General features: G+C 64.7%; 26 protein-coding genes. 20 read left to right on the top strand and 6 right to left on the bottom strand.

Annotation, left to right across the window (positions count from 1 at the left end; translation table 11 throughout):
* Positions 1–11: 11 nt before the first annotated feature.
* On the top strand, positions 12–524 hold the full coding sequence (locus C1O66_RS05520; protein WP_102766967.1) for a DUF3016 domain-containing protein: 513 nt from the start codon (positions 12–14) through the stop codon (positions 522–524).
* Positions 525–640: 116 nt separating this feature from the next.
* On the opposite strand, the gene rpmG is transcribed toward C1O66_RS05520, so the two are convergent.
* The 3 genes from rpmG to trxB form a co-directional block, all read right to left on the bottom strand.
* On the bottom strand, positions 641–808 hold the full coding sequence (rpmG, locus tag C1O66_RS05515) for a 50S ribosomal protein L33 (RefSeq protein WP_102766966.1): 168 nt from the start codon (positions 806–808) through the stop codon (positions 641–643).
* Positions 809–837: 29 nt separating this feature from the next.
* Positions 838–1,071 (bottom strand): 50S ribosomal protein L28, encoded by a 234-nt coding sequence (gene rpmB, locus C1O66_RS05510; protein WP_102766965.1) that lies wholly within the window; start codon positions 1,069–1,071, stop codon positions 838–840.
* 312 nt (positions 1,072–1,383) lie between these two features.
* Positions 1,384–2,343 (bottom strand): thioredoxin-disulfide reductase, encoded by a 960-nt coding sequence (gene trxB / locus C1O66_RS05505; protein ID WP_102766964.1) that lies wholly within the window; start codon positions 2,341–2,343, stop codon positions 1,384–1,386.
* Positions 2,344–2,585: 242 nt separating this feature from the next.
* On the opposite strand from trxB, the gene C1O66_RS05500 reads away from it, so the two are divergent.
* From C1O66_RS05500 to C1O66_RS05465, 8 genes are all read left to right on the top strand, one after another.
* A complete protein-coding gene (locus tag C1O66_RS05500; protein WP_102766963.1) occupies positions 2,586–3,251 on the top strand; it encodes a Crp/Fnr family transcriptional regulator in 666 nt (221 codons plus the stop codon).
* Between the two features lie 77 nt (positions 3,252–3,328).
* Positions 3,329–5,689, top strand: coding sequence for a DNA translocase FtsK (locus tag C1O66_RS05495; RefSeq protein WP_102766962.1), 2,361 nt, complete (start codon positions 3,329–3,331; stop codon positions 5,687–5,689).
* 32 nt (positions 5,690–5,721) lie between these two features.
* A complete protein-coding gene (gene lolA, locus C1O66_RS05490; RefSeq protein ID WP_394341020.1) occupies positions 5,722–6,342 on the top strand; it encodes an outer membrane lipoprotein chaperone LolA in 621 nt (206 codons plus the stop codon).
* Between the two features lie 73 nt (positions 6,343–6,415).
* Positions 6,416–7,837, top strand: coding sequence for a replication-associated recombination protein A (locus C1O66_RS05485; RefSeq protein WP_102769480.1), 1,422 nt, complete (start codon positions 6,416–6,418; stop codon positions 7,835–7,837).
* Between the two features lie 216 nt (positions 7,838–8,053).
* Positions 8,054–8,977, top strand: a complete 924-nt coding sequence (locus C1O66_RS05480) for a branched-chain amino acid ABC transporter permease (protein WP_102766820.1) — start codon at positions 8,054–8,056, stop codon at positions 8,975–8,977.
* A gap of 21 nt (positions 8,978–8,998) precedes the next feature.
* Entirely contained in the window at positions 8,999–10,084 is a 1,086-nt protein-coding gene (locus tag C1O66_RS05475) for an ABC transporter permease subunit (RefSeq protein ID WP_102766819.1), read from the top strand.
* Positions 10,085–10,112: 28 nt separating this feature from the next.
* Complete coding sequence (locus tag C1O66_RS05470; protein ID WP_102766818.1) at positions 10,113–10,910, top strand: ABC transporter ATP-binding protein; 798 nt, start codon at positions 10,113–10,115, stop codon at positions 10,908–10,910.
* 39 nt (positions 10,911–10,949) lie between these two features.
* Entirely contained in the window at positions 10,950–11,675 is a 726-nt protein-coding gene (locus C1O66_RS05465; RefSeq protein ID WP_102766817.1) for an ABC transporter ATP-binding protein, read from the top strand.
* A gap of 120 nt (positions 11,676–11,795) precedes the next feature.
* On the opposite strand, the gene C1O66_RS05460 is transcribed toward C1O66_RS05465, so the two are convergent.
* The 3 genes from C1O66_RS05460 to C1O66_RS05450 all read right to left on the bottom strand — a co-directional run bounded on the left by C1O66_RS05460 (position 11,796) and on the right by C1O66_RS05450 (position 14,649).
* Positions 11,796–12,374 (bottom strand): ParB N-terminal domain-containing protein, encoded by a 579-nt coding sequence (locus C1O66_RS05460; protein ID WP_102766961.1) that lies wholly within the window; start codon positions 12,372–12,374, stop codon positions 11,796–11,798.
* 146 nt (positions 12,375–12,520) lie between these two features.
* On the bottom strand, positions 12,521–13,525 hold the full coding sequence (locus C1O66_RS05455) for an HpcH/HpaI aldolase/citrate lyase family protein (RefSeq protein WP_102766960.1): 1,005 nt from the start codon (positions 13,523–13,525) through the stop codon (positions 12,521–12,523).
* A gap of 137 nt (positions 13,526–13,662) precedes the next feature.
* Positions 13,663–14,649 carry a malate dehydrogenase gene (locus C1O66_RS05450; protein WP_102766959.1) on the bottom strand — a complete coding sequence of 329 codons (987 nt, stop codon included), beginning with the start codon at positions 14,647–14,649 and terminating at the stop codon, positions 13,663–13,665.
* Positions 14,650–14,953: 304 nt separating this feature from the next.
* Here C1O66_RS05450 and C1O66_RS05445 point away from each other — a divergent pair, with 304 nt between their 5' ends.
* The 11 genes from C1O66_RS05445 (at position 14,954) to C1O66_RS05395 (ending at position 25,792) form a co-directional block, all read left to right on the top strand.
* Positions 14,954–15,817 (top strand): GntR family transcriptional regulator, encoded by an 864-nt coding sequence (locus tag C1O66_RS05445; protein WP_102769479.1) that lies wholly within the window; start codon positions 14,954–14,956, stop codon positions 15,815–15,817.
* Positions 15,818–15,933: 116 nt separating this feature from the next.
* A complete protein-coding gene (gene sdhC, locus C1O66_RS05440; protein ID WP_102766958.1) occupies positions 15,934–16,374 on the top strand; it encodes a succinate dehydrogenase, cytochrome b556 subunit in 441 nt (146 codons plus the stop codon).
* A gap of 28 nt (positions 16,375–16,402) precedes the next feature.
* Positions 16,403–16,762: a succinate dehydrogenase, hydrophobic membrane anchor protein gene (gene sdhD, locus C1O66_RS05435; protein ID WP_102766957.1), complete on the top strand. Its 360-nt coding sequence runs from the start codon at positions 16,403–16,405 to the stop codon at positions 16,760–16,762.
* Positions 16,762–18,564, top strand: coding sequence for a succinate dehydrogenase flavoprotein subunit (gene sdhA, locus C1O66_RS05430; protein WP_102766956.1), 1,803 nt, complete (start codon positions 16,762–16,764; stop codon positions 18,562–18,564). The genes sdhD and sdhA overlap by 1 nt, the downstream gene beginning before the upstream one ends.
* A 46-nt stretch (positions 18,565–18,610) precedes the next feature.
* Entirely contained in the window at positions 18,611–19,315 is a 705-nt protein-coding gene (locus C1O66_RS05425; RefSeq protein WP_102766955.1) for a succinate dehydrogenase iron-sulfur subunit, read from the top strand.
* Positions 19,316–19,340: 25 nt separating this feature from the next.
* Positions 19,341–19,637, top strand: coding sequence for an FAD assembly factor SdhE (locus C1O66_RS05420; protein WP_102766954.1), 297 nt, complete (start codon positions 19,341–19,343; stop codon positions 19,635–19,637).
* Between the two features lie 31 nt (positions 19,638–19,668).
* Positions 19,669–20,979, top strand: a complete 1,311-nt coding sequence (gene gltA / locus C1O66_RS05415; protein WP_102766953.1) for a citrate synthase — start codon at positions 19,669–19,671, stop codon at positions 20,977–20,979.
* Positions 20,980–21,359: 380 nt separating this feature from the next.
* On the top strand, positions 21,360–22,403 hold the full coding sequence (locus tag C1O66_RS05410; RefSeq protein WP_102766952.1) for a substrate-binding domain-containing protein: 1,044 nt from the start codon (positions 21,360–21,362) through the stop codon (positions 22,401–22,403).
* A gap of 24 nt (positions 22,404–22,427) precedes the next feature.
* The gene (locus C1O66_RS05405) at positions 22,428–23,351 is read left to right on the top strand and encodes a ribokinase (RefSeq protein WP_102766951.1); all 924 of its coding nucleotides are present in this window, start codon (positions 22,428–22,430) and stop codon (positions 23,349–23,351) included.
* Positions 23,352–23,415: 64 nt separating this feature from the next.
* Positions 23,416–24,432 (top strand): nucleoside hydrolase, encoded by a 1,017-nt coding sequence (locus tag C1O66_RS05400; RefSeq protein WP_102766950.1) that lies wholly within the window; start codon positions 23,416–23,418, stop codon positions 24,430–24,432.
* A 43-nt stretch (positions 24,433–24,475) separates the two neighbouring features.
* The gene (locus C1O66_RS05395; RefSeq protein WP_102766949.1) at positions 24,476–25,792 is read left to right on the top strand and encodes a TRZ/ATZ family hydrolase; all 1,317 of its coding nucleotides are present in this window, start codon (positions 24,476–24,478) and stop codon (positions 25,790–25,792) included.
* Positions 25,793–25,856 lie beyond the last annotated feature (64 nt).

Raw genomic sequence — 25,856 nt, 5'->3', positions numbered from 1 at the left:
GGAGAGTCACCATGAGCATGAACAAGAAAAGTCTTTTCCGCGCCGCTGCCCTGGCGCTGGCTTTGGGCGCTTCGGCCTCGTTGGCTCTGGCTGATGTTCAGGTTCGCTTCATCGAGCCGGATAAGTTCACCGACGCCAGCAGTGATTTCGGCCGCCGTGACCAGGAGCCGGTTTTGAAGGAGCTCAAGGCCCATTTGGAGAAGCTTGGGGCGCAGTTGCCCGGCAAGGATCTGACGGTGGAGATCAGCAATGTCGACCTGGCCGGCGGCTGGGAGCCGGTCGGGCGCCGCATGGACATGATCCGCGTGCTGCGCGGGGTCAGCTCGCCCTCGATCGAGCTCAGTTTCAGCCTGAGCGAAAACGGCAAGGTCTTGCAAAGCGGCAAGACCCGTCTGCATGACCTGAACTACATGGTCGGCATGAACCGCTACAACGAAAGCGACCCGATCCGTTACGAGCGCCGTCTGCTGGACGACTGGTTCCGCGAGGAGTTCAAGACCACCTTGGCGGCGGCCAAGAACTGAGGCCAAGTCCCGCTCGGCCACCACGGCCGAGCGCCCATGAAAAAACCCCGCCGGCTTGCGCCTTGCGGGGTTTTTTTATGGGAGACCCACACCGAAGGCGTGGGCTCCAAGCCGAATCACTTCAGCTTGGTTTCCTTGTACAGAACGTGCTTACGAGCCTTGGGATCGAACTTCATGAATTCGAGCTTGTTGGTCGTGGTCTTCTTGTTCTTGTCGGTCGTGTAGAAGTGACCCGTACCTGCGGTCGACTCCAGCTTGATCTTTTCGCGTGCGCCTTTGGCCATGATGATGCTCCTTGATTCTCAGTTCTAGATCAGAGCTCGCCCTTGGCGCGCAGATCGGCGACGACTTGGTCGATACCGACCTTGTCAATCAAACGCAGAGCAGCATTGCTGATACGCAGACGAACCCAGCGGTTCTCGGTTTCCAGGAAGAAACGGCGGTACTGCAGATTCGGCAGGAAGCGACGCTTCGTTTTGTTGTTGGCGTGAGAAACATTGTTTCCCACCATGGGCTTCTTGCCCGTGACTTGACAGACGCGTGCCATGACGCTTCTCCGGTTTGATTTTTTTGACCAGCCATCTCTGCTGAGATTTCTGCTGAGTTCATTCAGCAGTTCGCATCTGCAAACTTGAGACGGCCACATGACCGCGATATGCCTGCCAAACCTGTTCAAGTGCACCGGGTTTGCACCTCGGCGGCACTTGTCTGGGCGCGGTCCATCCAGCAAGCAAGCCTAAAAGTATAGCCGAAAACGAAAAGGCACGCCAGATTGGGCGTGCCAGGGTGTCGCGATGCCCGGCATCGCAGAGGCCTGTGATGCCGGGTGGGTGAGGCGTCGCGTGTGCGTAGGCCGCGATCAGCCGCGCTCCTGCTCCAGGAAGCGCTGGGCGTCCAGGGCGGCCATGCAGCCGGTGCCGGCGCTGGTGATGGCCTGGCGGTAGATGTGGTCCTGCACATCACCGGCAGCGAACACGCCGGGCACGCTGGTCATGGTGGCGAAGCCATTCAAGCCGCTGCGCGTGACGATGTAGCCGTCCTTCATCTCCAGTTGATCCTTGAAGATCTCCGTGTTGGGCTGGTGGCCGATGGCGATGAAGCAGCCTTGCAGGGCGAGGTCTTGCGTGCCGCCGTCCTGGGTGCTCTTGATGCGCACGCCGGTCACGCCGCTCTGGTCACCCAGCACTTCGTCCAGGGTGTTCCACAGGTGCAGTACCACATTGCCGGACTCGGCCTTGGCCATCAGTTTGTCGATCAGGATGGGCTCGGCGCGGAATTTGTCGCGGCGGTGGATCACATGGACCTTGCTGGCGATATTGCTCAGGTACAGCGCTTCTTCGACGGCGGTGTTGCCGCCGCCGACCACGCAGACTTCCTGGCCGCGGTAGAAGAAACCGTCACAGGTGGCGCAGGCGCTGACGCCGCGGCCAGCAAAGGCTTCTTCCGAGGGCAGGCCCAGGTACTTGGCCGAGGCGCCAGTGGCGATGATCAGGGCGTCGCAGGTGTAGGTGGCGCTGTCGCCCTTGAGGGTGAAGGGGCGCTTGGAGAAATCAACCGCGTTGATGTGGTCGAAGACGATCTGGGTCTGGAAACGCTCGGCGTGCTTCTGGAACCGCTCCATCAGCTCGGGGCCTTGCACACCCATCACATCAGCCGGCCAGTTGTCGACTTCGGTCGTGGTCATCAGCTGGCCGCCTTGCGCCATGCCGGTCAGCAGGGTGGGCTTCAGATTGGCGCGCGAGGCGTAGATGGCCGCGGTGTAACCGGCCGGGCCGGAGCCCAGGATCAGCAGCGAATGGTGTTGGGTGTTTGCGTTCATGGGGACTCAGATGGGGCGGTTGGGCGGTTTCGCAAGCGCCGGGCGCTGGCGAGACCATGGGAACGGAAGGAGTCGCTGTGCGCGGGAGCTGATCTCTGTTGCACAGACGGTAATGGCCGGTTTTTCCCGCCTAAACCCTGTTTGAAATATGGGGCAGGTGGGCACAATCCCGAGCATTCTAGGCATGTCACGACGACAGCGACGGCGTGCCAAATTCAGGCTTAAACCAAAGGAGGCTGTTCATGGCGATGTTGTCCAATCTGGATCTGATCCGCAGGGTGCCCTTGTTTTCCTTGCTCACCACCGACCAGGCGCAGTCGATTGCTGACAGCGTGGTCAAGCGGCGCTTCAAGCGCGGCGAACTGATCGTCGAGCAGGGCACCAAGTCCAATGCCTTGTTCATCCTGCTGAACGGCCGCGCCCGCGTGCTGACGGCCGACACCCGCGGCCGCGAGGTCATCCTGGCCGTGCTGCAGCCTGGCGACTACGTCGGCGAAATGAGCCTGATCGACCACGAGCCTCACTCGGCCACCGTGCGTGCCGAGGTGCAGACCGACATGCTGGTGCTGGGCCGCAACGAGTTCGCACGCTGCCTGCCAGAGAGCAGCAGCCTGTCCTACGCCATCCTGCGCGGTCTGGTGGCGCGCCTGCGCAATGCCGACCGCCAGATTGAATCCCTGGCCCTGCTGGATGTCTACGGCCGTGTGGCGCGCACGCTGCTGGACATGTCCGAAGAAGAGAAGGGCCTGAAGATCATCCGCGGCAAGGTGTCGCGCCAGGACATGGCCAAGGTGGTGGGTGCTTCGCGTGAAATGGTCAGCCGGGTCATGAAGGACCTGGAAGAGCGCGGCGTCATCGAAACCCTGGAAAACGGCTCGGTGGTGATCAAGGAACGCCTGCCCAGCTGAGCCCCTGGCTCTGTGAAGCAGCGGCCCGTATGAACTGGCAGGGCGGCAGGCCCTGAAACCTGCGCCACAATGGCAGCATGAGTTTTCCGCTGGGTTCCCTCTCGCGTGACGACGAGGTCGGCACGCCCGACAAAGTCTACAAACGCCAATCCAAGAAGGCGGCCCCGCCGCCTCCGCCCCGCCACAACCCCCTGCGCACGCCGGTCTGGCTGCTGCTGAGCGGCGCCCTCTGGTGCCTGGTGGTGCTGGCCCTGGTCAGCCATGACCGCGCCGACGCGGCGTTTTCCATTTCCGGCCAACACGCGCTTTACGGCAACCGCATGGGCGCCGTCGGCGCCTGGGTGGCCGATTTGCTGCTTTTCAGCTTTGGTTTTTCGGCCTGGTGGCTCTTGATCGTGGGCTTGCGTGTCTGGCTGGGGCAGCTGGCCGATCTGCTGCGGGCCGACAGCCCGCCAGCCCCCGGCAGCCGCCGCCCGCTGCTGCTTTGGCTGTTGGGCCTGGTGCTTTTGCTCTGCGCCAGCTCGGCCCTGGAGTGGACCCGGCTCTATTCCTGGGAAACCCGCTTGCCTGGCCATGCCGGCGGCGTGCTCGGTTACTCGCTCGGCCCCTGGAGCATGAAGGTGCTGGGCTTTGCGGGTTCGGGCGTGGTCTGGATCAGCGTGCTGCTGCTGGGCGCCGGCCTGGCGCTGAAGTTCTCCTGGGCGCATCTGGCCGAACAGCTGGGTGCACGGCTGGACCAATGGCGTGAGCAGCGCCTGGAGCGGCGTGAGAAGGCCGAAGACCAGCGTGTTGGTGAGCAGGCTGCGCAGGAGCGCGAACTGGTGGTCGAGGTCGAGCGCCAGGTGGTGGAGGAAACTCACATCCCCATCGTCATCGAAGCGCCGGTGATGGAGGTGCCCAAGTCCACCCGCGTGGCCAAGGAGCGTCAGACCACTTTGTTCGCTGACGCCAGCGACACCAAGCTGCCCCAGGTCGACCTGCTGGACACGGCGCCGGTGCAGGTGGTCTCGGTCACGCCCGAGTCGCTGGAAATGACCTCGCGCATGATCGAGAAAAAGCTGCGCGATTTTGGCGTCGAGGTGCGTGTGGTCGCGGCCTCGCCCGGCCCGGTGATCACCCGCTACGAGATCGAGCCGGCCACGGGGGTCAAGGGCTCGCAAATCGTTGGCCTGGCCAAGGATCTGGCGCGTTCGCTGAGTCTGGTGTCCATCCGCGTGGTCGAGACCATTCCGGGCAAGAACTTCATGGCTCTGGAGCTGCCCAATGCGCGGCGCCAGACCATTCGCTTGTCCGAGATTCTGGGCTCCCAGGTCTATGCCGATGCCAGCTCGCAGCTGACCATGGGCCTGGGCAAGGACATCGTCGGCCTGCCCGTGGTGGCCGACCTGGCCAAGATGCCGCACTGCCTGGTGGCCGGTACCACCGGTTCGGGCAAGTCGGTCGGCATCAACGCCATGATCCTGTCCTTGCTCTACAAGGCCGAGGCGCGCGATGTGCGCCTGATCCTGATCGACCCCAAGATGCTGGAAATGAGCGTCTACGAAGGCATCCCGCATCTGCTGGCGCCCGTGGTGACGGACATGAAGCAGGCCAGCAATGCGCTCAACTGGTGCGTGGGCGAGATGGAGCGCCGCTACAAGCTCATGAGCAAGATGGGCGTGCGCAATTTGGCCGGCTACAACAAGAAGATCGACGAAGCCACCGAGCGCGGCGAGAAGATCGGCAATCCCTTCAGCCTCACGCCCGAGGAGCCGGAGCCGCTGGAGCGTTTGCCTTTCATCGTCGTCGTCATCGACGAGTTGGCTGACTTGATGATGGTGGTCGGCAAGAAGATCGAAGAGCTGATCGCCCGCCTGGCACAAAAGGCCCGCGCGGCCGGCATCCACCTGATCCTGGCCACGCAGCGGCCTTCGGTTGATGTGATCACCGGCCTGATCAAGGCCAACATCCCGACCCGTCTGTCCTTCCAGGTCAGCTCCAAGATCGACAGCCGCACCATCCTCGACCAGATGGGCGCCGAGGCCTTGCTGGGCATGGGTGACATGCTTTACATGCCTTCGGGCACCGGCTTGCCAATTCGTGTGCACGGCGCCTTTGTCAGTGATGAAGAAGTGCACCGCGTGGTCGAGTACCTCAAGAGCCAGGGCGAGCCCAATTACATCGAGGGCATCCTCGAGGGCGGCGTGCTGGAAGGCGAGGGCGGCGAAGCCGGCGGCGGCACGGCCGGCGGTGACGGCGAAGCCGACCCCATGTACGACCAGGCCGTGGCCGTGGTGCTGCAGCACCGGCGCGCCTCCATCTCGCTGGTGCAGCGCCATCTGCGCATCGGCTACAACCGTGCCGCGCGTTTGCTGGAGCAGATGGAAAAGTCGGGCCTGGTGTCCAGCATGGCCACCAATGGCAACCGCGACCTGATCGTGCCCAAGCGCGACGAATGAGCCCCGCGACCTCTCCGCACAGGACCCCAACCATGATGACGATGAAGAGCCGTGCCGTGCTGGCCGCTGTGTTGCTGACCCTGGCCTCTGTGGCTCGTGCCGACGCGGTGAGCGCGCTGCGCGATTTCGCCCGCGAGGTGAAAAGCGCCAGTGCCCAGTTCAAGCAGACCGTCAACTCGCCCGATGGCAAGCGCAGCAAGAGCTCGCAAGGCAGCTTTGAGTTTCAGCGGCCCAATCAGTTCCGCTTTGCCTACAGCAAGCCTTTCGAGCAACTGATCGTCGGCGATGGTCAGAAGGTCTGGATCTTTGACCCCGACCTCAATCAAGCCAGCTCCCGCCGCATGAACCAGGCCCTGGGCGCCACGCCGGCGGCCTTGCTGGCGGGTGGCAATCTGGAGCGCGACTTCACGCTCAAGGCCCTGCCGTCCGAAGGCGGGCTCGATTGGGTGCAGGCCCTGCCGCGCCAGGCTGACGGTGGCTTCCAGTCGCTGAAGATTGGTTTCAAGGGCCGCGATCTGGCGGCGCTCGAGATCGTCGATGGTTTCGGCCAGCGCTCGCGCCTGGATTTCAGCGGCCTGGCGGTCAACGCCAGCCTGCCTGCGGATCGCTTCCGCTTTGTGTTGCCGGCCGGGGCCGATCTGGTCGAGCAGTGAAGCCGGGCTTCACGTCCCATCCACAGCTTCTTGAGTCCTTGGTGAAGATGAGAAAGTGCCCCGCATGGCGGCCATGAGTGATTCCCTGTTTCCCGAAGACGAGCTGCCCGCTGCGCTGCCCAGCCGCAGCGCGGGGTCTTCTGCCGCCCCTGCCGTTTCTGCCGCCTCGCCCGTGTTCGGTCAGGCCTCCTTGCATCCGCCCCTGGCTGAGCGCCTGCGGCCCAATTCGCTCGACGAGGTCATCGGCCAGCGTCAATTGCTGGGCCCCGGCATGCCGCTGCGCACCGCCTTCGAGTCGGGGCGGTTGCATTCCATGATCCTCTGGGGCCCACCGGGCGTGGGCAAGACCACGCTGGCGCGCTTGATGGCCCTGTCTTTCGAGGCGCAGTTCATCACCATCTCGGCGGTGCTGGGCGGGGTCAAGGACATCCGCGAGGCGGTCGAGCGCGCGCAGAGTGTGGCCGCCCAGGGGCGGCGCACCGTGGTGTTCGTGGACGAAGTCCATCGCTTCAACAAGTCGCAGCAGGATGCCTTCCTGCCGCATGTGGAGTCGGGCCTGTTCACCTTCATCGGCGCCACCACCGAGAACCCGTCTTTCGAAGTCAACTCGGCGCTGTTGTCGCGCGCCACCGTCCATGTGCTCAAGTCGCTGGACGAGCAGGATCTGCTCGATCTGGTGCGGCGCGGCGCCGAGCTGCTGGCCTGCCCACCGGTGACGGACGGCGCAGCCAAGCGCCTCGCGGCCTATGCCGATGGCGATGCGCGCCGTCTGCTCAACGCTCTGGAGGCCGTGGCCTCGCTGACCCCGCCATTTGTGGCGCAGATCGACGAGGCCGTGCTCGAACGCGCGCTGGGCGAGCAACTTCGCCGTTATGACAAGGGCGGTGAGCAGTTCTACGATGTGATCTCAGCCCTGCACAAATCGGTGCGCGGCTCCGACCCCGATGCCGCACTCTACTGGCTGGCCCGCATGCTCGACGGCGGTGTCGATGCGCGCTACATCTCGCGCCGCCTGATCCGCATGGCCAGCGAGGACATCGGCCTGGCTGACCCGCGCGCGCTGCGCATCTGTCTGGATGCGGCCGAAACCTACGAGCGACTGGGTTCGCCCGAGGGCGAGTTGACGCTGGCCCAGGCGGTGGTGTTCCTGGCGGTGGCGCCCAAGTCCAATGCGGTCTACGGCGCTTACAAGGCCGTGCGGGCGTTTGTGAAGAGCGATGCCAGCCGCCCCGTGCCCCTGCATCTGCGCAATGCGCCGACCAAGCTCATGACCGATCTGGGTTACGGGCGCGAGTACCGCTACGCGCATGACGAGCCGGGCGGCTTTGCGGCCGGCGTGCACTACCTGCCTGAGGGCATGGAAGATCAGCGCTTTTACGAGCCGGTGAACCGTGGCCTGGAGCTGCGCATCGGGGACCGTTTGGCCGAGCTTCGCCGCCTCAATGCCGAGGCGCGCGAGGGTGAATCGGGCTCGGCGAGCGAGCCCCGGGATTAGGCGCTCAAATCGAGGTCTTGGGGACACTCTGCGCTAGGGGTATTTACCAGCGAAACCCCTTGGAACCCGACTCCTACAATGAAGCTCAGGCTGCAGGACTTGATGGCCACGTGGGCCCGCCGACATTGCGGCGGGCTTTTTTTTATCTGCTCAAAGTTCAGCACAACGATTGGGCGGGAACGCGCAAGACGCTGACCGCCATACCGGAGACGCTTCATGGAAACTTTTTTCCAGCAAATCATCAACGGGCTGGTGCTCGGGAGCATGTATGCGCTGGTGGCGCTGGGGTACACGATGGTGTACGGCATCATCAACCTGATCAATTTTGCGCACGGTGAGATTTTGATGGTGGGGGCGCTGGTGAGCTGGACGGTGATCAGCGCGCTGGCGGGCTCTGGGCTGCCGGGCTGGGCGCTGATGCTGATCGCGCTGGGCTGTGCGGTGCTGGTGTGCACGACGCTGAACTTTTTGGTGGAGAAGATCGCCTACCGGCCGCTGCGCAATGCGCCGCGTCTGGCACCGCTGATCACGGCCATGGGCATGTCGCTGCTGCTGCAGACCCTGGCCATGATCATCTGGAAGCCCAATCCCAAGCCCTTCCCGCTGCTGCTGCCGACCACGCCGATCGATCTGGGCGGGCCGGTGATCACGGTGACGCAGTGCGTGATCCTGGGCGCCACGGTGATGATTCTGGCCACGCTGATGTGGCTGGTGAATCACACGAAGCTGGGCCGCGCGATGCGGGCCACGGCCGAGAACCCCAAGGTGGCGGGCCTGATGGGGGTGAAGCCTGACTTCATCATCTCGACCACCTTTGTGATCGGTGCGGCGCTGGCCGCGGTGGCCGGCCTGATGTGGGCGGCCAACTACGGCACGGTGCAGCACACCATGGGCTTCATGCCGGGGCTGAAGGCCTTCACGGCGGCGGTGCTGGGTGGCATTGGCAACCTGGCCGGGGCCATGGTGGGCGGCGTGCTGCTGGGCCTGATCGAGGCCATCGGTGCGGGCTATCTGGGTGACCTGACCGGTGGCGTGCTGGGCAGCCACTATGCCGACATCTTTGCCTTCATTGCGCTGATCCTGGTGCTGACGCTGCGGCCCTCGGGCCTGCTGGGCGAGCGCGTGGCGGATCGGGCTTGAGGCCCCAAGGAGACACAGACCATGCAACAACAGAACAAACTCTTCGTCTTCCTGCTCTCGGCCCTGGGCCTGCTGGTGGTGCCGCTGATTGCGCAGCAGTTCGGCAACGGGCCGGTGCGCATCATTGACCTGGCGCTGCTGTACGTGATGCTGGCCCTGGGCCTGAATATCGTGGTGGGCTACGCCGGTCTGCTGGACCTGGGCTATGTCGCGTTCTACGCGGTCGGCGCCTACATGTTCGCGCTGCTGTCGAGCCCGCACCTGAGCGAGAACTTCGAGGCCTTCCGCATGGCCTTCCCCGACGGGCTGCACTCGCCGCTGTGGCTGGTGATCCCGCTGGCGGCGGGGCTGGCGGCCTTCTTCGGCGTCATGCTGGGCGCGCCCACGCTGAAGCTGCGGGGCGACTACCTGGCCATCGTGACCCTGGGCTTCGGTGAAATCATCCGCGTGTTCCTGAACAACCTGGAGTACCCGGTCAACATCACCAACGGCCCGCGCGGCATCGGCCAGATTGACTCCTTCCACTTCTTCGGCCTGGACCTGGGCAAGGGCACCGAGCTGTTCGGCTTCCCCATCCCCTCGGTGACGCTGTACTACTACCTCTTCCTGGTGCTGGTGGTGTTCAGTGTGCTGATCTGCTATCGCCTGGAGAACAGCCGCATCGGCCGCGCCTGGATGGCCATCCGTGAGGACGAGATCGCCGCCAAGGCCATGGGCATCAACACCCGCAACCTGAAGCTGCTGGCCTTCGGCATGGGCGCCACCTTCGGCGGGGTGTCGGGCTCCATGTTCGGCGCCTTCCAGGGCTTTGTGAGCCCCGAGTCCTTCAGCCTGCAAGAGAGCGTGATGATCGTGGCCATGGTGGTGCTGGGCGGCATCGGCCACATCCCCGGCGTGATCCTGGGCGCGCTGCTGCTGTCGGCCCTGCCTGAGGTGCTGCGCTACGCGGCCGGCCCGCTGCAGGAGATGACGGGCGGGCGTCTGGACGCCTCCATCCTGCGCCAGCTGCTGGTGGCCCTGGCCATGATCGGCATCATGCTGGTGCGTCCGCGCGGCCTGTGGCCGGCGCCCGAGCACGGCCGCGCCGCGCCGGTGCCGCAGAAGTGAACACCGGGTCTGCAAAGGAAAACAAGCCATGACAAGCAACAACAACAGCAACGCAGATGTGGTGCTCAAAGTCGCCGGTGTGTCCAAGCGCTTCGGCGGCCTGCAAGCCCTCTCCGACGTGGGCATCCAGATCAACAAAGGCCAGGTCTACGGCCTGATCGGCCCCAACGGCGCGGGCAAGACCACCTTCTTCAACGTCATCACGGGCCTGTACACCCCGGACGGCGGCACGTTCGAGCTCGGCGGCAAGCCCTATGCCCCGACCGCCGTGCACGAAGTGGCCAAGACCGGCATCGCGCGCACCTTCCAGAACATCCGGCTGTTTGCCGAGATGACGGCGCTGGAGAACGTGATGGTGGGGCGCCATGTGCGCTCCGGTTCGGGCCTGATCGGCGCCATCTTCCGCACCCCCGGCTTCAAGGCCGAGGAGGCGGCGATTGCCAAGCGTGCCCAGGAACTGCTTGATTACGTGGGCATCGGCAAGTACGCCGAATACAAGGCCCGCACGCTCAGCTACGGCGACCAGCGCCGGCTGGAGATCGCGCGCGCCCTGGCCACCGACCCCAAGCTGATCGCCCTGGACGAGCCCGCCGCCGGCATGAACGCCACCGAGAAGGTGGTGCTGCGCGAGCTGATCGACCGCATCCGCAAGGACGGCCGCACCATCCTCCTGATCGAACACGATGTGAAGCTGGTGATGGGTCTGTGCGACCGCGTCACGGTGCTGGACTACGGCAAGCAGATTGCCGAAGGCACGCCCTACGACGTGCAGCGCAACGAGAAAGTGATCGAAGCCTATCTGGGCGCCGGGCATGCAGCCCACTGATCGCGGCCCCAGGATCACCAGCAACAAGGCGACACCCACATGAACCCACAACAAGACATCCTGCTCGAAGTCAGCGGACTCAAGGTCGCCTACGGCGGCATCCAGGCCGTCAAAGGCGTGCACTTCGAAGTGCGCCAAGGCGAACTCGTCAGCCTGATCGGCGCCAACGGCGCGGGCAAGACCACCACGCTCAAAGCCGTGACCGGCCTGCAGCCGGTGGCCGACGGCGACGTGAAGTACCTGGGCCAGAGCATCAAGGGCCAAGGCCCCTGGGACCTGGTCAAGCAAGGCCTGGTCATGGTGCCGGAAGGGCGGGGCACCTTCACCCGCATGACCATCACCGAGAACCTGCAGATGGGCGCCTACCTGCGCAGCGACAAGGCCGGCATCGAGGCCGACATCGAGCGCATCTTCGGCATCTTCCCGCGCCTGAAGGAGCGCCGCGCGCAGCTGGCCGGCACCATGAGCGGCGGCGAGCAGCAAATGCTGGCCATGGGCCGGGCGTTGATGGCCAAGCCCAAGGTGCTGTTGCTGGACGAGCCCAGCATGGGCCTGTCCCCCATCATGGTGGACAAAATCTTCGAAGTGGTGAACGACATCCACAAGCAAGGCGTGACGGTGCTGCTGGTGGAGCAAAACGCCAGCCGGGCGCTGCAGCTGGCCAACCGGGGCTATGTGATGGAGTCAGGCCTGGTGACGATGACGGGCGAGGGTCAGTCCTTGCTCAATGACCCCAAGGTGCGTGCCGCGTATCTGGGGGAGTGAAGTGGGCGAGTGAGCTGAAAGGGAGGCGAGGACCTTTCGCCTCGACCCGGCCACAAAAAAAGGAGACCGCAAGGTCTCCTTTTTTGCTGGGGCCTGCGGAACAGGCCGTGTGAGCGATCCTTACTTGACGCGCTTCTTGGCGCTGGCCTTGGCCACCGGGGCGGGCGGCGGGGTCTGCGGCTCGCTCGGGGTGATGCCGATGCCGCCGTCGGTCAGGGGCTCGTTCACCTGGGCCATGGCCACTTGCTCGGCATGCTGGCAGCCGTCCACCAGGCGCTGGCCGATGCGGGTGTTCATCAGCATGGACTTGGCCGGGATTTGCAGCCAGACCACGCCGGCCTGCTTGTCTTCCAGGCGCACGGCGCCGGTGGTGGTGGGCTCGGGCGCCATGTTGTAGACGGTCTGGCCGAACTGCAGGCGGAAGCGGCCGGGCTTCTCGGGATGCGGTGTCACCGAGACCTTGTGCTTGAACTCGCAGCTGGCTTCGCCGGCGTGCACCTGCGGGGCCACGGCCATTTGCTCTTCGCTCAGCGGGCTGTTGTCCTCGACAGCAGGCACCGGCGCGGGCGCGGCCGGCTTGATCTTGGCGGCCAGGCGGTTGCGCGGCTTGGCGCTTTCAACGGCGGCGGACCAGGCCGAGCTGCTGAGCAGGGCCAGGGCGCAGGCCAACACGGTGGATTTCAAGGGGGTGTGAATCATGGGGGGCTCTCAAGCAGGAGGGATGTGCGCCGCAGCGCTGGCATCTGAATGACGCTATTGTCGCTCCGTGATTCGTGCCCGAGGGTAATCGTTTGCCAGCAATTGCAAGCGGCCGTTGCGCGCAGCGCACTCCAGCGAATGACGGATCAGTCGCCGCTGAAATAGGCCAGGCGCGCTTCCGCAGGAAGGGGCTGGCCGGTCGCGTGGGCGCGTTCCAGCAGGTGCCAGAAGAAGCGGTAGCTGGCGCGGTCGTGCAGCACATCGCGATGCTGGATCGGCGCCCACTGGGCGGCTTGTGCGGCCTGGATGATTTCCAGTGCCTCATCCACCTCGGCGGCGCTGGGGGCGAAGGCGTCCAGGATGGGTTGAATCTGATTGGGGTGGATGCTCCACATGCGGGTGTAGCCAAACTCGCGCGCCGCGCGGGTGGCGGCCGCTTGCAGGGCGACGCTGTTCTTGAATTCGGTCACCACACAGTGCGAGGGCGTCTTGGCATGGGCGTGGGCAGCCGCTGAGATTTCGAGTTTGGCGCGGGCGATCAGCGGGTGGCTGAACTGACCCTCGGCCGTCAGCGCATGGCGCGGGATGGCGCCGCGGTGGGCGGAGACGAAATCCATCAGGCCGAAAGACAGGGACTCGATGCGCGGGTGGGCGGCGATCTGCATCACATCGCGCAGGGCGCCATGGGTTTCGATCAAGGTGTGCAGGGGCAGGGGCTTTTGCGTGCCGTGGTGTTGCAGGCGCTCGTCGATGAAGGCGCAGGCGCGCGCCAGCTCCTCGGCGCTGCGCGGCTTGGGGATCATCAGAAAGGCCAGGCGCTCGCCGGCCCCGGCGATCAAGCCGTCGACATCGGCCTCGAAGCTCGGGTGATCGAAAGGATGGACCCGTGCGCCGACGCGGCCGTGCCGGTTGTGCGCGCTGTGGAGCAGCTCCGTGACCAGCTGCACATGCTCGGCCTCGCCGCCGATGGGGGCGCCGTCTTCGCAGTCCAGGGTGATGTCAAACACCGGGCCCATCTCGGCCTGCAACTCCAGGCTCTTGCGCATGCGCACTTCGACGCCGCAGTAGTGGTCGACCACGGGCAGCACGGTGGCGGCGTCACCGTCTTCGAACAAGGCCAGTTTGGGGTGCAGGGCGGGCAAGGAGCTCATGGTGCAGGCAGGCGGAAGAGGGTTGTGGGCATTGGCAGGGCGGACCTGAAAACAAAACGGGCCAGCATGGATGCCATGCCGGCCCGATTTTCAAGGCGTTTGCTGCGCCCGCCACCGAGGCGCGGGCGCGGACTGCATCACAGCAGATGCTTGACGCCGTCTTGTTCGCCTTGCAGCTCGGCCAGGGTGATGTTGATGCGCTCTTGCGAGAAGGCGTCGATCTCCAGGCCTTCGACGATCTTGTACTCGCCGCCGGCGGTGGTCACCGGGAAGCCGAACACGACGCCGGCAGGGATGCCGTATTCGCCGTTCGAAGGCACACCCATGGTCACCCATTCGCCGTTCGAGCCCAGGGCCCAGTCGCGCATGTGGTCGATGGCGGCGTTGGCGGCCGAGGCGGCCGAGGACAGGCCGCGAGCGGCAATGATGGCGGCGCCGCGCTTGCCCACGGTGGGCAGGAAGGTGTCAGCGTTCCAGACTTGGTCGTTGACCAGATCCTTGATCGACTGGCCGTTGGTGGTGGCGAAGCGGTAGTCGGCGTACATCGTGGGCGAGTGGTTGCCCCAGACGGTCAGCTTCTTGATGTCGCCGACCTTGGTGCCGGTCTTGGCAGCCAGTTGCGAGGCGGCGCGGTTGTGATCCAGGCGCAGCATGGCGGTGAAGTTCTTGGCCGGCAGGTCCGGGGCCGACTTCATGGCGATATAGGCGTTGGTGTTGGCGGGGTTGCCGACCACCAGGACCTTGACATTGCGCGAGGCGACGGCGTTCAGGGCCTTGCCTTGGGCGGTGAAGATCTGGGCGTTGGCGGCCAGCAGGTCGGCGCGCTCCATGCCGGGGCCGCGGGGGCGGGCGCCAACCAGCAGGGCGTAGTCGGTGTCCTTGAAGGCTTGCAGCGGGTCGCTGTGGGCTTCAACGCCAGCCAGCAGCGGGAAGGCGCAGTCTTCCAGCTCCATGATCACGCCCTTCAGTGCGTTCTGGGCCTTTTCGTCGGGGATCTCCAGCAATTGCAGGATGACGGGCTGGTCCTTGCCCAGCATTTCGCCAGAGGCAATGCGGAACAGCAGGGCATAGCCAATTTGGCCGGCAGCGCCGGTGACGGCAACGCGAACGGGGGTCTTGCTCATGGAGTGGCTCCGAAGGTTTGAATGAGAAAGGAATCGATCGATCGGTACGACAGCGTGTTCGGCTTGGCCGGTCCGGGCGCCGCAGGGCTGCGAGGCACGGGGAGGGCGCAAGAAGTGCGCGGCAAGTGTAGGCCAGTCCTCGGGCAATCCCCTAGTCCCAGCGGCGCCCGCCGTTCAAATGCTGCTGCGAATTTGTGCAATTATGGCGAAAATCTGACAGTCTTCTGTCTTATATAAGACTGGAGTGCTGGGTCATGGCCTTGGCGATGGACTTTTGCGCGGCGCTTGTGCTGCAATGCCGCCCATGCCGAACCTGCCACCCTCGTCGCTGCCGCGAACAGCGCCTGCCGTCGCCTCTGAGCGCTCGGGGGCGGTGCTGCCTGCGACGTCGGCGGCGCCTGCTGCAGCGACCGGTGCGTCGGCCGCTTTGCTCTCCAGCACTTCGTCCGCCGAGAGCCCGTCCTTCAGTCCGCTGTATCGCCAGATCAAAGGGCTGATCATTGCCCGCTTGCAGGCCGGGGAGTGGAAGGCCGGGGAGTCCATCCCCAGCGAGCTGGAGTTGGCCGCGCGCTTTGGCGTCAGCCAGGGCACGGTGCGCAAGGCGATCGATGAGATGTCGGCTGAGAACCTGCTGGTGCGTCGCCAGGGCAAGGGCACGTTTGTGGCCACCCATGCCGAGCAGAAGCAGCAGTACCGTTTTTTGCGCCTGATGCCGGACGAAGGCAGCGAGTCACTCGGCCGGCAGTTGCTGGACTGCCGGCGGCTGCGTGCGCCCGCGGCGATTGCACGGCAGCTGCAGCTGCGCACCGGCGACCCCATGGTTGAGGTGCGCCGCTTGCTGCACAGCAAGGGCGAGCCCGTGGTGCTGGATGACATCTGGCTGCCGGGGCAGTTGTTCAAGGGCTTGAGCACCGAGCTGCTGAACCAGCATCGCGGCCCGTTTTACGGGCTTTTCGAGGCGGAGTTCGGGGTTCACATGATTCGCGCCCAGGAGAAGATCCGAGCCGTGGCGGCCGATGCCGAAACGGCGGCCTTGTTGCAGGTGGAGGTTGGGGCGCCGCTGCTCAGCGTCGAGCGCCTGTCATTCACCTATGGGGATAAACCGGTAGAGTTGCGCCGCGGGCTCTACAACACCGCTTCGCACTTCTACCGCAATGAGCTGAACTGAGTCTTGCAGCACCGAATAGCCACCTGCTGCGTTGTGTTCGGCGCACGGGTTTCACAGGCTGCTGTGCTGCATTGCAATAAACTCCCGTGGTTTCACGTTGATTACAAAGGTTGGGTATGACAGACGCCACCAATTCAAAAGCAAAAAATCGACCGGTCTATCGCAATATCCATGTGACCGAGATCATTTCCTACCGTCTGCCGCCTGCCGGCATCGTGTCCATCCTGCACCGCATCAGCGGCCTGCTGATGTTCCTGCTGCTGCCCTTCATCATCTGGATGTTTGACACCAGCGTCAGCTCGGAAATCTCCTACGAGAGCTTCACCAACGCTTTTGTGGCCGGCATCGGCTTTGTGCCTGCCTGGTTCGTCAAGCTGACCGTGCTGGGCCTGATCTGGGGCTATCTGCACCACTTCATCGCTGGCGTGCGCCACCTGTGGATGGACGCCACCCATAGCGTGAGCAAAGAGCAAGGTCACAGCTCGGCCGTCATCACCCTGGCCTTGAGCGTGCTGCTGACCCTGCTGCTGGGCGCCAAGCTGTTCGGCCTGTACTGATCGGCCCTCGAGAAAGAAGAGACAAACAATGAGTACTTTTGGCTCCAAACGCATCGTTGTCGGTGCGCACTATGGTTTGCGTGACTGGCTGGCGCAGCGCGTCACCGCCGTTCTGATGGCCTTGTTCACCGTGGCTTTGCTGGTGCAGGTGCTGCTGCCGGGCCCGCTGGGCTATGACCGCTGGGCGGGCATCTTCTCGCAGCAGTGGATGAAGGTGCTGACCTTTGTGTTGATCATTTCGCTGGCCTACCACGCGTGGGTCGGTGTTCGGGATATCTGGATGGACTATGTGAAGTCGGTCGCCCTGCGCCTGACTCTGCAGGTGTTCACGCTGGTGTGGTTGGTGGGTTGCGCCGGCTGGGCGATCCAAGTGCTGTGGAGACTGTGATGACGGTGGCGAACAACAAGACAATTCCTAAGCGCAAGTTTGATGTGGTCATCGTCGGAGCCGGTGGCTCGGGCATGCGCGCATCCTTGCAGCTCTCTCTGGCCGGCTTGAATGTGGCCGTGCTGTCCAAGGTCTTCCCGACTCGCTCGCACACCGTGGCCGCTCAAGGCGGCGTCAGCGCCTCGCTGGGCAATATGAGCGAGGACAACTGGCACTATCACTTCTTCGACACCGTCAAGGGTTCGGACTGGCTGGGTGACCAGGACGCCATCGAGTTCATGTGCCGCGAAGCGCCCAAGGTCGTGTACGAGCTCGAACACTTCGGCATGCCCTTCGACCGCAATGCCGACGGCACCATCTACCAGCGCCCCTTCGGTGGCCACACCGCCAACTACGGTGAAAAGCCGGTGCAACGCGCTTGCGCCGCGGCTGACCGTACCGGTCACGCCATGCTGCACACCCTGTATCAGCAGAACGTCAAGGCCAAGACTCAGTTCTTCGTCGAGTGGATGGCCCTGGACCTGATCAAGGACGCCGAAGGCGATGTGGTCGGTGTGACCGCGCTGGAAATGGAAACCGGCGAGCTGCATATCCTGGAAGCCAAGACCGTGTTGCTGGCCACTGGCGGTGCCGGTCGCATCTTCGCGGCCTCGACCAACGCCTTCATCAATACCGGTGACGGCTTGGGCATGGCGGCACGCGCCGGCATCCCGCTGGAAGACATGGAGTTCTGGCAGTTCCACCCGACCGGCGTGGCCGGCGCGGGCGTGCTGCTGACCGAAGGCTGCCGTGGCGAAGGCGCGATCCTGCGCAACTGCAATGGCGAGCGTTTCATGGAGCGCTATGCGCCGACGCTGAAGGATCTGGCCCCGCGCGACTTCGTGTCCCGCTGCATGGACCAGGAGATCAAGGAAGGTCGCGGCTGCGGTCCCAACAAAGACTACATCCAGCTGGACATGACCCACCTGGGCGCCGAGACCATCATGAAGCGCCTGCCTTCGGTGTTCGAGATCGGCCATAACTTCGCCAACGTCGACATCACCAAGGAACCGATCCCTGTGGTGCCGACCATCCACTACCAGATGGGCGGCATCCCGACCAATATCTACGGTCAGGTCGTGGCGCCCAAGGATGGCAACCCGAATGCCGTGGTCAATGGCCTTTACGCCGTGGGCGAGTGCGCTTGCGTCAGCGTGCACGGCGCCAACCGCTTGGGCACCAACTCGCTGCTGGACCTGCTGGTCTTCGGCCGCGCGGCGGGCAACCATATCGTCGAGTCGGGTCTGAAGCAAAAGCTGCACAAGCCGTTGCCGGCCGACGCGGCCGCGCAATCGGTCGCGCGACTGGATCGCCTGGACAACAGCACCTCGGGCGAATACGCCCAGGATGTGGCCAACGACCTGCGTGCCGCCATGCAGCTGCACGCCGGCGTGTTCCGCACCCAGGAGTCGCTGAACGCAGGCGTGGGCAAGATCGCCGAGATCGCCACCCGTGTGAAGAACATTACCTTGAAGGACAAGTCCAAGGTCTTCAACACCGCCCGCATTGAGGCGCTGGAAGTCGAGAACCTGATCGAGGCGGCGCAAGCCACCATCGTGTCGGCGGCAGCCCGCACCGAGAGCCGTGGCGCCCACACGGTCAATGACTATGGCGACACGCCCGAGCATCCGAACGGCCGTAACGACGCCGAGTGGATGAAGCACACGCTGTGGTATTCGGAAGGCAACCGCCTGGACTACAAGCCGGTCAATCTGAAGCCGCTGACGGTCGAGTCGATCCCCCCGAAGGTTCGCACCTTCTGATCGAACCCGCACCGACACACTGCGACCCGAATATCAAGGACACCCCATGACCAAGCGTACCTTCCAGATCTACCGCTACGACCCGGACAAGGATGCCAAGCCGTATATGCAGACCCTCGAGGTCGAGTTGGACGGCTCCGAGCGCATGCTGCTCGACGCACTGATGAAGCTCAAGCAGCTGGATCCGACCCTGAGCTTCCGTCGTTCCTGCCGCGAAGGCGTGTGCGGCTCGGATGCCATGAACATCAACGGCAAGAACGGTCTGGCCTGCCTGACCAATATGCGCACCTTGCCGGGTGTTGTGGTGCTTAAGCCCCTGCCGGGCCTGCCGGTGGTGCGAGACCTGATCGTCGACATGACGCAGTTCTTCAAGCAGTACAACTCGATCAAGCCCTTCCTGATCAACGACACGCCGCTGCCCGACAAGGAGCGTCTGCAGTTCCCGGAAGAGCGCGACGAGCTGAACGGTCTGTACGAGTGCATCTTGTGCGCCAGCTGCTCGACCAGCTGCCCCAGCTTCTGGTGGAACCCCGACAAGTTCGTCGGCCCTGCCGGTCTGCTGCAAGCCTATCGCTTCATCGCCGACAGCCGCGACCAGGCCACGGCCGAGCGCCTGGACAATCTGGAAGATCCGTACCGGCTCTTCCGCTGCCACACCATCATGAATTGCGTCGATGTCTGCCCCAAGGGTCTGAACCCCACCAAGGCCATCGGCAAGATCAAGGAAATGATGGTGCGCCGCGCCGTCTGAGGACGCAGCAGCACCAGCCCTGGCCATGAGCACCCAAGCTGCCATCACTCCCGCTGCAGACGCGCTGATCGACGAGCGCGCCCTGTCCAAGCTGCGCTGGCGTTGCCGGCGCGGCCTGTTGGAGAACGATCTCCTGATCGAGCGTTTCTTCAACAAGCATGCGGACACGCTGACCGAATCGCAGGCGCAAGGGCTGCGGGAGTTGATGGATCTGTCCGATAACGATCTGTTGGACTTGCTGCTGTGCCGCAAGGAGCCGCAAGGCGATTTGCAGCGCCCCGATGTTGAAGAAGTCCTGAGCCTCATCAGGACCGCCCCATAAAAGTTTCCCCAAGAAGTCAAAGGACCTGCTCATGACACCGTCTGACGTCAAAGCCACCCTGTCGTTCTCCGACGGCAGCCCGCAAATGGACCTGCCCATCTACAAGGGTTCGGTCGGCCCGGATGTGATCGACATCCGCAAGCTGTACGCGCAGACGGGCAAGTTCACCTACGACCCGGGCTTCCTGTCCACGGCTTCGTGCAACTCCACCATCACCTACATCGACGGTGACAAGGGCGAGCTGCTGTACCGCGGATACCCGATCGAGCAACTGGCCGTCAACTGCGACTACCTCGAAACCTGCTACCTGCTGCTCTACGGAGAGCTGCCGAACGAGACGCAGAAGGCCGAGTTCGAGAACCGCGTCATGCACCACACCATGGTGAATGAGCAGATGCAGTTCTTCCTGCGTGGCTTCCGCCGCGACGCGCACCCCATGGCCGTGATGACCGGTCTGGTGGGCGCCATGTCGGCCTTCTACCACGACAGCACCGACATCAATAACCCCGAGCATCGTGAGATCGCGGCCATCCGCCTGATCGCCAAGATGCCGACCCTGGTGGCGATGGCTTACAAGTACACCATCGGCCAGCCCTACATCTACCCGAAGAACGACCTCAGCTACGCCGGCAACTTCATGCGCATGATGTTTGCCACGCCGTGCGAGGAGTACAAGCCCAATGACGTGCTGGTGCGCGCCATGGACCGCATCTTCACCCTGCACGCCGACCACGAGCAAAACGCCTCGACCTCGACCGTTCGCCTGTGCGGCTCTTCGGGCACCAACCCCTTCGCAGCCATCGCCGCTGGTGTGGCCTGCCTGTGGGGCCCCGCTCACGGCGGCGCCAACGAGGCCTGCCTGAACATGCTGGGTGACATCCAGAAGCAGGGCGGCGTTGACAAGATTGGCGAGTTCATCAAGCAGGTCAAGGACAAGAACTCCGGCGTCAAGCTGATGGGCTTCGGTCACCGTGTCTACAAGAACTACGACCCGCGTGCCAAGCTGATGCGCGAGACCTGCTACGAGGTGCTGGGCGAGCTGGGCCTGCAGGACGACCCGCTGTTCGAACTGGCCATGAAGCTGGAAAAGATTGCGCTGGAAGACGAGTACTTCGTCGCCCGCAAGCTCTACCCGAACGTCGACTTCTACTCGGGCATCGTGCAGCGAGCCATCGGCATCCCGGTGCCGCTGTTCACCGCCATCTTCGCTCTGGCCCGCACGGTGGGCTGGATCGCCCAACTGAACGAGATGATCGGCGACCCGGAGTACAAGATCGGCCGTCCGCGCCAGCTCTTCGTCGGCGCCACCTCGCGCAACGTCAAGCCCATCGGCGAGCGTTGATCGCTCCGGGTTGATCCCGGTCTGAGGGCCTGCGCAGGCAGGCCACAATGCAGCCCCCGCGCGTCCTTGGACCGCCGGGGCTGTTCTTTTTGGGTACACGCCGGGGAGCTGCACGCTCCGTCCGGCTTCCTCGCGGGCCTGGATGCGCCAGCCTGGTTCATGCCTGCTCGGTTTTTGGGCATCCAAGCCCTGCTTTGCGCAAATTCCCAATTTGCATGTGCGCAGAACGCGCCTTGCATCGGCTATGCTTCGGCCTGGTTGGCAAACGTTTGCCAACCTCAATAAATCACATCAAAACAAGGCAGAGAGGGCCCGTCCGACGGCACGCATGCGCGCCGGCGAGAGTTCTCCACCAGCGAGACCGTGCGAGTGTTGATCCTGTGAGCACCATCAAAGATGTCGCAGCCCTGGCCGGGGTGTCCTTCACCACCGTGTCCCATGTGCTGAACGAGACCCGGCCGGTCAGTGCCGATGCCCGCCGCCGTGTCCTGGCCGCGGTCGAGGAAATCGGCTACCTGCCCAGCGCGGTGGCGCGCTCGCTGCGCAAGAGCGAGACCAAGATCGTGGGGGTGCTGGTGCCCAATGTGCAGAACCCCTTCTTTGCCGAACTGGTCTGCGGTGTGGAAGAGAGCTGCCGCCTGGCCGGCTACTCGGTGTTCCTGTGCAACTCGGACAACGACCCCAAGCGCCAGCAGCAGTACATGCGCACCCTGCTGGAAAAGCGAGTCGATGGTTTGCTGCTGTCCTCCGCCGGTGACGACGAAGCCCTGGCCCGCATCTTCAAGCTGGCCAGCGTGCCCTCGGTGACCGTCGACCGCCTGGTCCCGGGCGCGCGCGCCGACCGGGTGTCGGTGCACAACCAGCAGGGCGCCTACAACGCCGTGCGTCATTTGATCGAACTGGGCCACCGCCGTGTGGCCTGCATCAGCGGCCCGGCCGAGTTCGAGGTGGCCCGTGAGCGCATCGAAGGCTGGCGCCGCGCCCTGCAGGAAGCCGGCATCAGCCCGGACGCCTCCTGGGTGATCGAGAGCGATTTCAGCAGCCCCGGGGGTTACGACGCCGCACGGCGCCTGCTGATGGCCCAGGCTAAGCCTGAGCACGGCGCCGCGGCGCCGTTCACCGGCATCTTCGCCAGCAACGACATGATGGCCATCGGCGCCCTGCGCGCCGCGGCCGAGCTCGGCCTGCGCGTGCCGCAGCAGCTCTCGGTGGTGGGCTTCGATGACATCGAGCTCAGCCGCTATGTCTTCCCGGCCCTGACCTCGGTGGGTTGCTCCATCAAAGAGCTGGGCCATGAAGCCGGTCGGGTGCTGATCGAGCGCATCGAGAACCCGGGCGCTGCCCTGAAAGATGTGTTGTTGACCCCGCGCCTGGTTGTGCGCGAGAGCACGGCCGCCCCCGACGCGGCGCTGCTCGCCCCCTGACTTTTGAATTCGGTAGAACCCAAGATGACAGCAGCACGCAGCGTGACCGTGGTCGGCAGCCTCAACATCGACATGCTGGCGCATTCCGAGCGCTTGCCCGAGCCGGGCGAAACCCTGGTCGGCCAGCGTTTCGTTATGACCCCCGGCGGCAAGGGCGCCAACCAGGCCGTGGCCGCAGCCCGCCTGGGCGCCCACACGGTGTTTTTGTCCCGCGTGGGCACGCGCCAGTACGGCAGCGATTTGCTGCAGGCGCTGGAAGGCGAGGGCATTGATTGCCGCGCCGTCCATCGCGACCCGCAGGCCCTGCCCGGCATCGCCGTCATCATGGTGGCCAGCCGCGATGGCGAGAACTCCATCGTCTACGTGCCGGGCAGCAATGCCCAGCTGAGTGCCGCCGATGTGCAGGCGGCCCGCGCGCAGCTGCAAGCCAGCGCCGTGGTGGTGGCTCAGCTGGAGGTGCCGGTGCCGGCCATTCAGGCGGCGTTCGAGATCGCGCGCGCAGCCGGTGCCGTCACTGTGCTCAATGCCGCCCCGGCCCTGGCCGTGCCGGCCGAGCTGCTGGCCCTCAGCGACTGGCTGGTGGTCAACGAGACCGAGGCGCTGCTGATGGCGGGTGGCGAGGCTTCGATGGAGGTGTCCGCGGCGGCGGAATGCCTGCGTGCACGAGGCCCCGCCCAGGTGTTGGTCTCTTTGGGCGCCAAGGGCGCCTTGCTGTGCAATGCCGAGGGTCAGGTCTTGCTGCCAGCCCAAGCCGTCAAGGCGGTCGAGACGGTGGGCGCGGGTGACACCCTGGTGGGCGGCTTGGCCGCCGCCTTGGCCGAAGGGCAGGGCGCGCAAGCGGCCGTTCGCCTCGGGCAAGCCGCAGCCGCGCTGGCGGTCAGCCGCCCCGGGGTGCAAGATGCGATGCCGCGCCGCGCCGAGCTCGGCGCTGCGTTTGCGCCGCGCTGAACGAATCAATGATGAAGGAGAAGCGCTTGGCTTCTCCGCGTGAGTTTTTGGAAGCAGTACCGTCATGACTGATCTCTCGCACCGCCCACGTTCGGTGATTTTCGACACCGACCCCGGCATTGACGATGCCATGGCGTTGTTCCTGCTGGCCCGCCATCCGGCGCTCAAGCTTCGTGCCGTGACCTCGGTGTTCGGCAATGCCTCGATCGAGGTGACCACGCGCAATGCGCGCGCGCTCTGCGCCTTTTACGGCCAGCCGGTGCCCGTCGCCGCCGGCGCTGCTGGCCCATTGTTCGCGCATGCCGCGCGTCCGCATTCCACCCATGTCCATGGCGAAGACGGCCTGGGTGGCCGCGCCGAGCTGGCCCTGGCCGAACAAGACCTGGCCCCACTGGACCCGCGCCCCGCGCATGAGCTGATCTGCGATATGGTCAATGCCGAGCCGGGCGAGATCACCTTGATCGCTGTCGGCCCCATGACCAATCTGGCCCTGGCCCTGCAGCATGACCCCGGCATCGCCGCCAAGGTGGCCCAGGTCATCATCATGGGCGGTGCTTTTGGCACCCACGGCCACAGTGGCAACGTCACGCCTGTGGCCGAAGCCAACATCATCAACGACCCTGAGGCGGCCGATCAGGTGCTGGCCGCGCCCTGGCCGGTGGTGGTGGTGGGTCTGGACGTGACCCATGCGGTGGTCATGCAGGAGTCCTATCTCGATGGCCTGCGCGGCCGAGGCGGGCAGGGCGCTGCGGTGGGCGAGTTTCTCTGGCAGGCCACCCGCCACTACCAGGACTTCTATCACAGCGTGGCCGGCATCGAGGGCATCTACGGCCACGACGCCAGCGCGATTGCCTATGCCATCGACCCCAGCCTGTTCACCCTGCGCGCCGGCCCGGTGCGGGTGGTGACCGAGGGCCTGGCCGTGGGCCAGACCATCCAGAACACCCGGCCCGCGGCCAGCCTGACGGCGCCCTGGGACCAGAGCCCTGCGCAGCAGGTCTGCGTGGCCGTCGATGGCCCGCGACTTCTGGCGCTTTTTGAGCAGGTGTTTGACCCATCGTTCGATCGCCCGGCCGCCTAAAGTCTGGCCCCATCCACCCCCTTCATCCCCGGAGTTCCTGAACATGAGCACGACGACGATTCTGAAAGCCCGCTGGCTGCTGACCATGACCCCCGGCAGCGAGGTGCTGAACGAGCACGCCCTGGTCATGAAGGGCGAGCGCATTGCCGCCGTCCTGCCCTGGGCCGAGGCTGAAGCGCAGTTCCCCGATGCGGAGCTCGTGGAAATGGGTCAACACGTGCTGATCCCCGGCCTGATCAACGGCCACACCCATTCGGCCATGTCCCTGCTGCGCGGCGTGGCCGACGATGTGCCGCTGATGGACTGGCTCAACAACCACATCTGGCCGCTGGAGAAGAAGTGGGTCAGCGAGGACTGGACTTACCAGGGTAGCCTGCTCTCGGCCGCCGAAGCCTTGCGCGGTGGCGTCACCTACCTCAACGACATGTATTTCTTCCCCACCGCCATGGCCCGCGCCGCGGTGGATTCGGGCATTCGCGCCGGCGTGTCCATCAATGTGATCGACTTCCCCACCGGCTATGCCTCCGGCCCGGATGATTACATCGCCAAGGGCGTGGCCGCCTACGAGCAGTTCAAGGGCGAGGCCTTGCTGGACTGGACCAGCGCGCCGCACGCACCCTACACCGTGTCGGACGAAACCTTCGTCAAGCTGCGCGAGCTGTCCGAGCGCTTGGACATCCAGATGCACTGCCACATCCACGAAACCGAAGATGAGGTGCAAGGCAGCCTGAAGCAGTACGGCATGCGCCCGCTGGAGCGCCTGAACAGGCTGGGCGTGTTGAACAGCAAGATGATGGCCGTGCACATGGTGCATCTGAGCGAGGACGAAATCGCCATGCTGGCCCGCCAGGGCGTGCACCTGGTGCACAACCCCAACTCCAACCTCAAGCTGGCCTCGGGCGTGGCGCCTATCACGGCACTGGAGGCGGCCGGCGTCAACACCATCCTCGGTACCGATGGCGCGGCCTCCAACAACCGCCAGGACATGTTCGGTGAGATCCGCGCGGCCGCCTTGCTGGCCAAGGGCACGACGCAAAACAGCACCACCGTCTCGGCCCGCACGGCGCTGGAAATGGCCACCATCCGCGCCGCCAAGGCCATGGGCCGCGAGGCTGATCTGGGCTCGCTGGAAGTGGGCAAGCTGGCCGATGTGGTGGCCGTCTCGCTCGACGCGCTGGAATGCCGCCCGGTCTACCACGCCGACGCGCAGCTGGTGTACGTGGCCGGCCGCGAGCATGTCTCCGACGTCTGGGTCGGCGGTCGCCGCGTGCTCAAGGGCCGAGAGCTGACCACTCTGGATCAAGGCGCGCTGCTGGACCGCGTGGACGCCATCGTCCATGCCATGAAGACCGAGCGCTGAAGCGCGGGAAAGCTGAATCGCGGGAAAGCTGAAGCAAAGAGGGGCCGCCAGGCGTTCTTGGCAG

Source organism: Paucibacter aquatile (assembly GCF_002885975.1).
GTDB lineage: Bacteria > Pseudomonadota > Gammaproteobacteria > Burkholderiales > Burkholderiaceae_C > Paucibacter_A > Paucibacter_A aquatilis.
The sequence above is the reverse complement of the archived record's forward strand: the minus strand, read 5'-3'. Positions and strand labels throughout refer to the sequence as shown.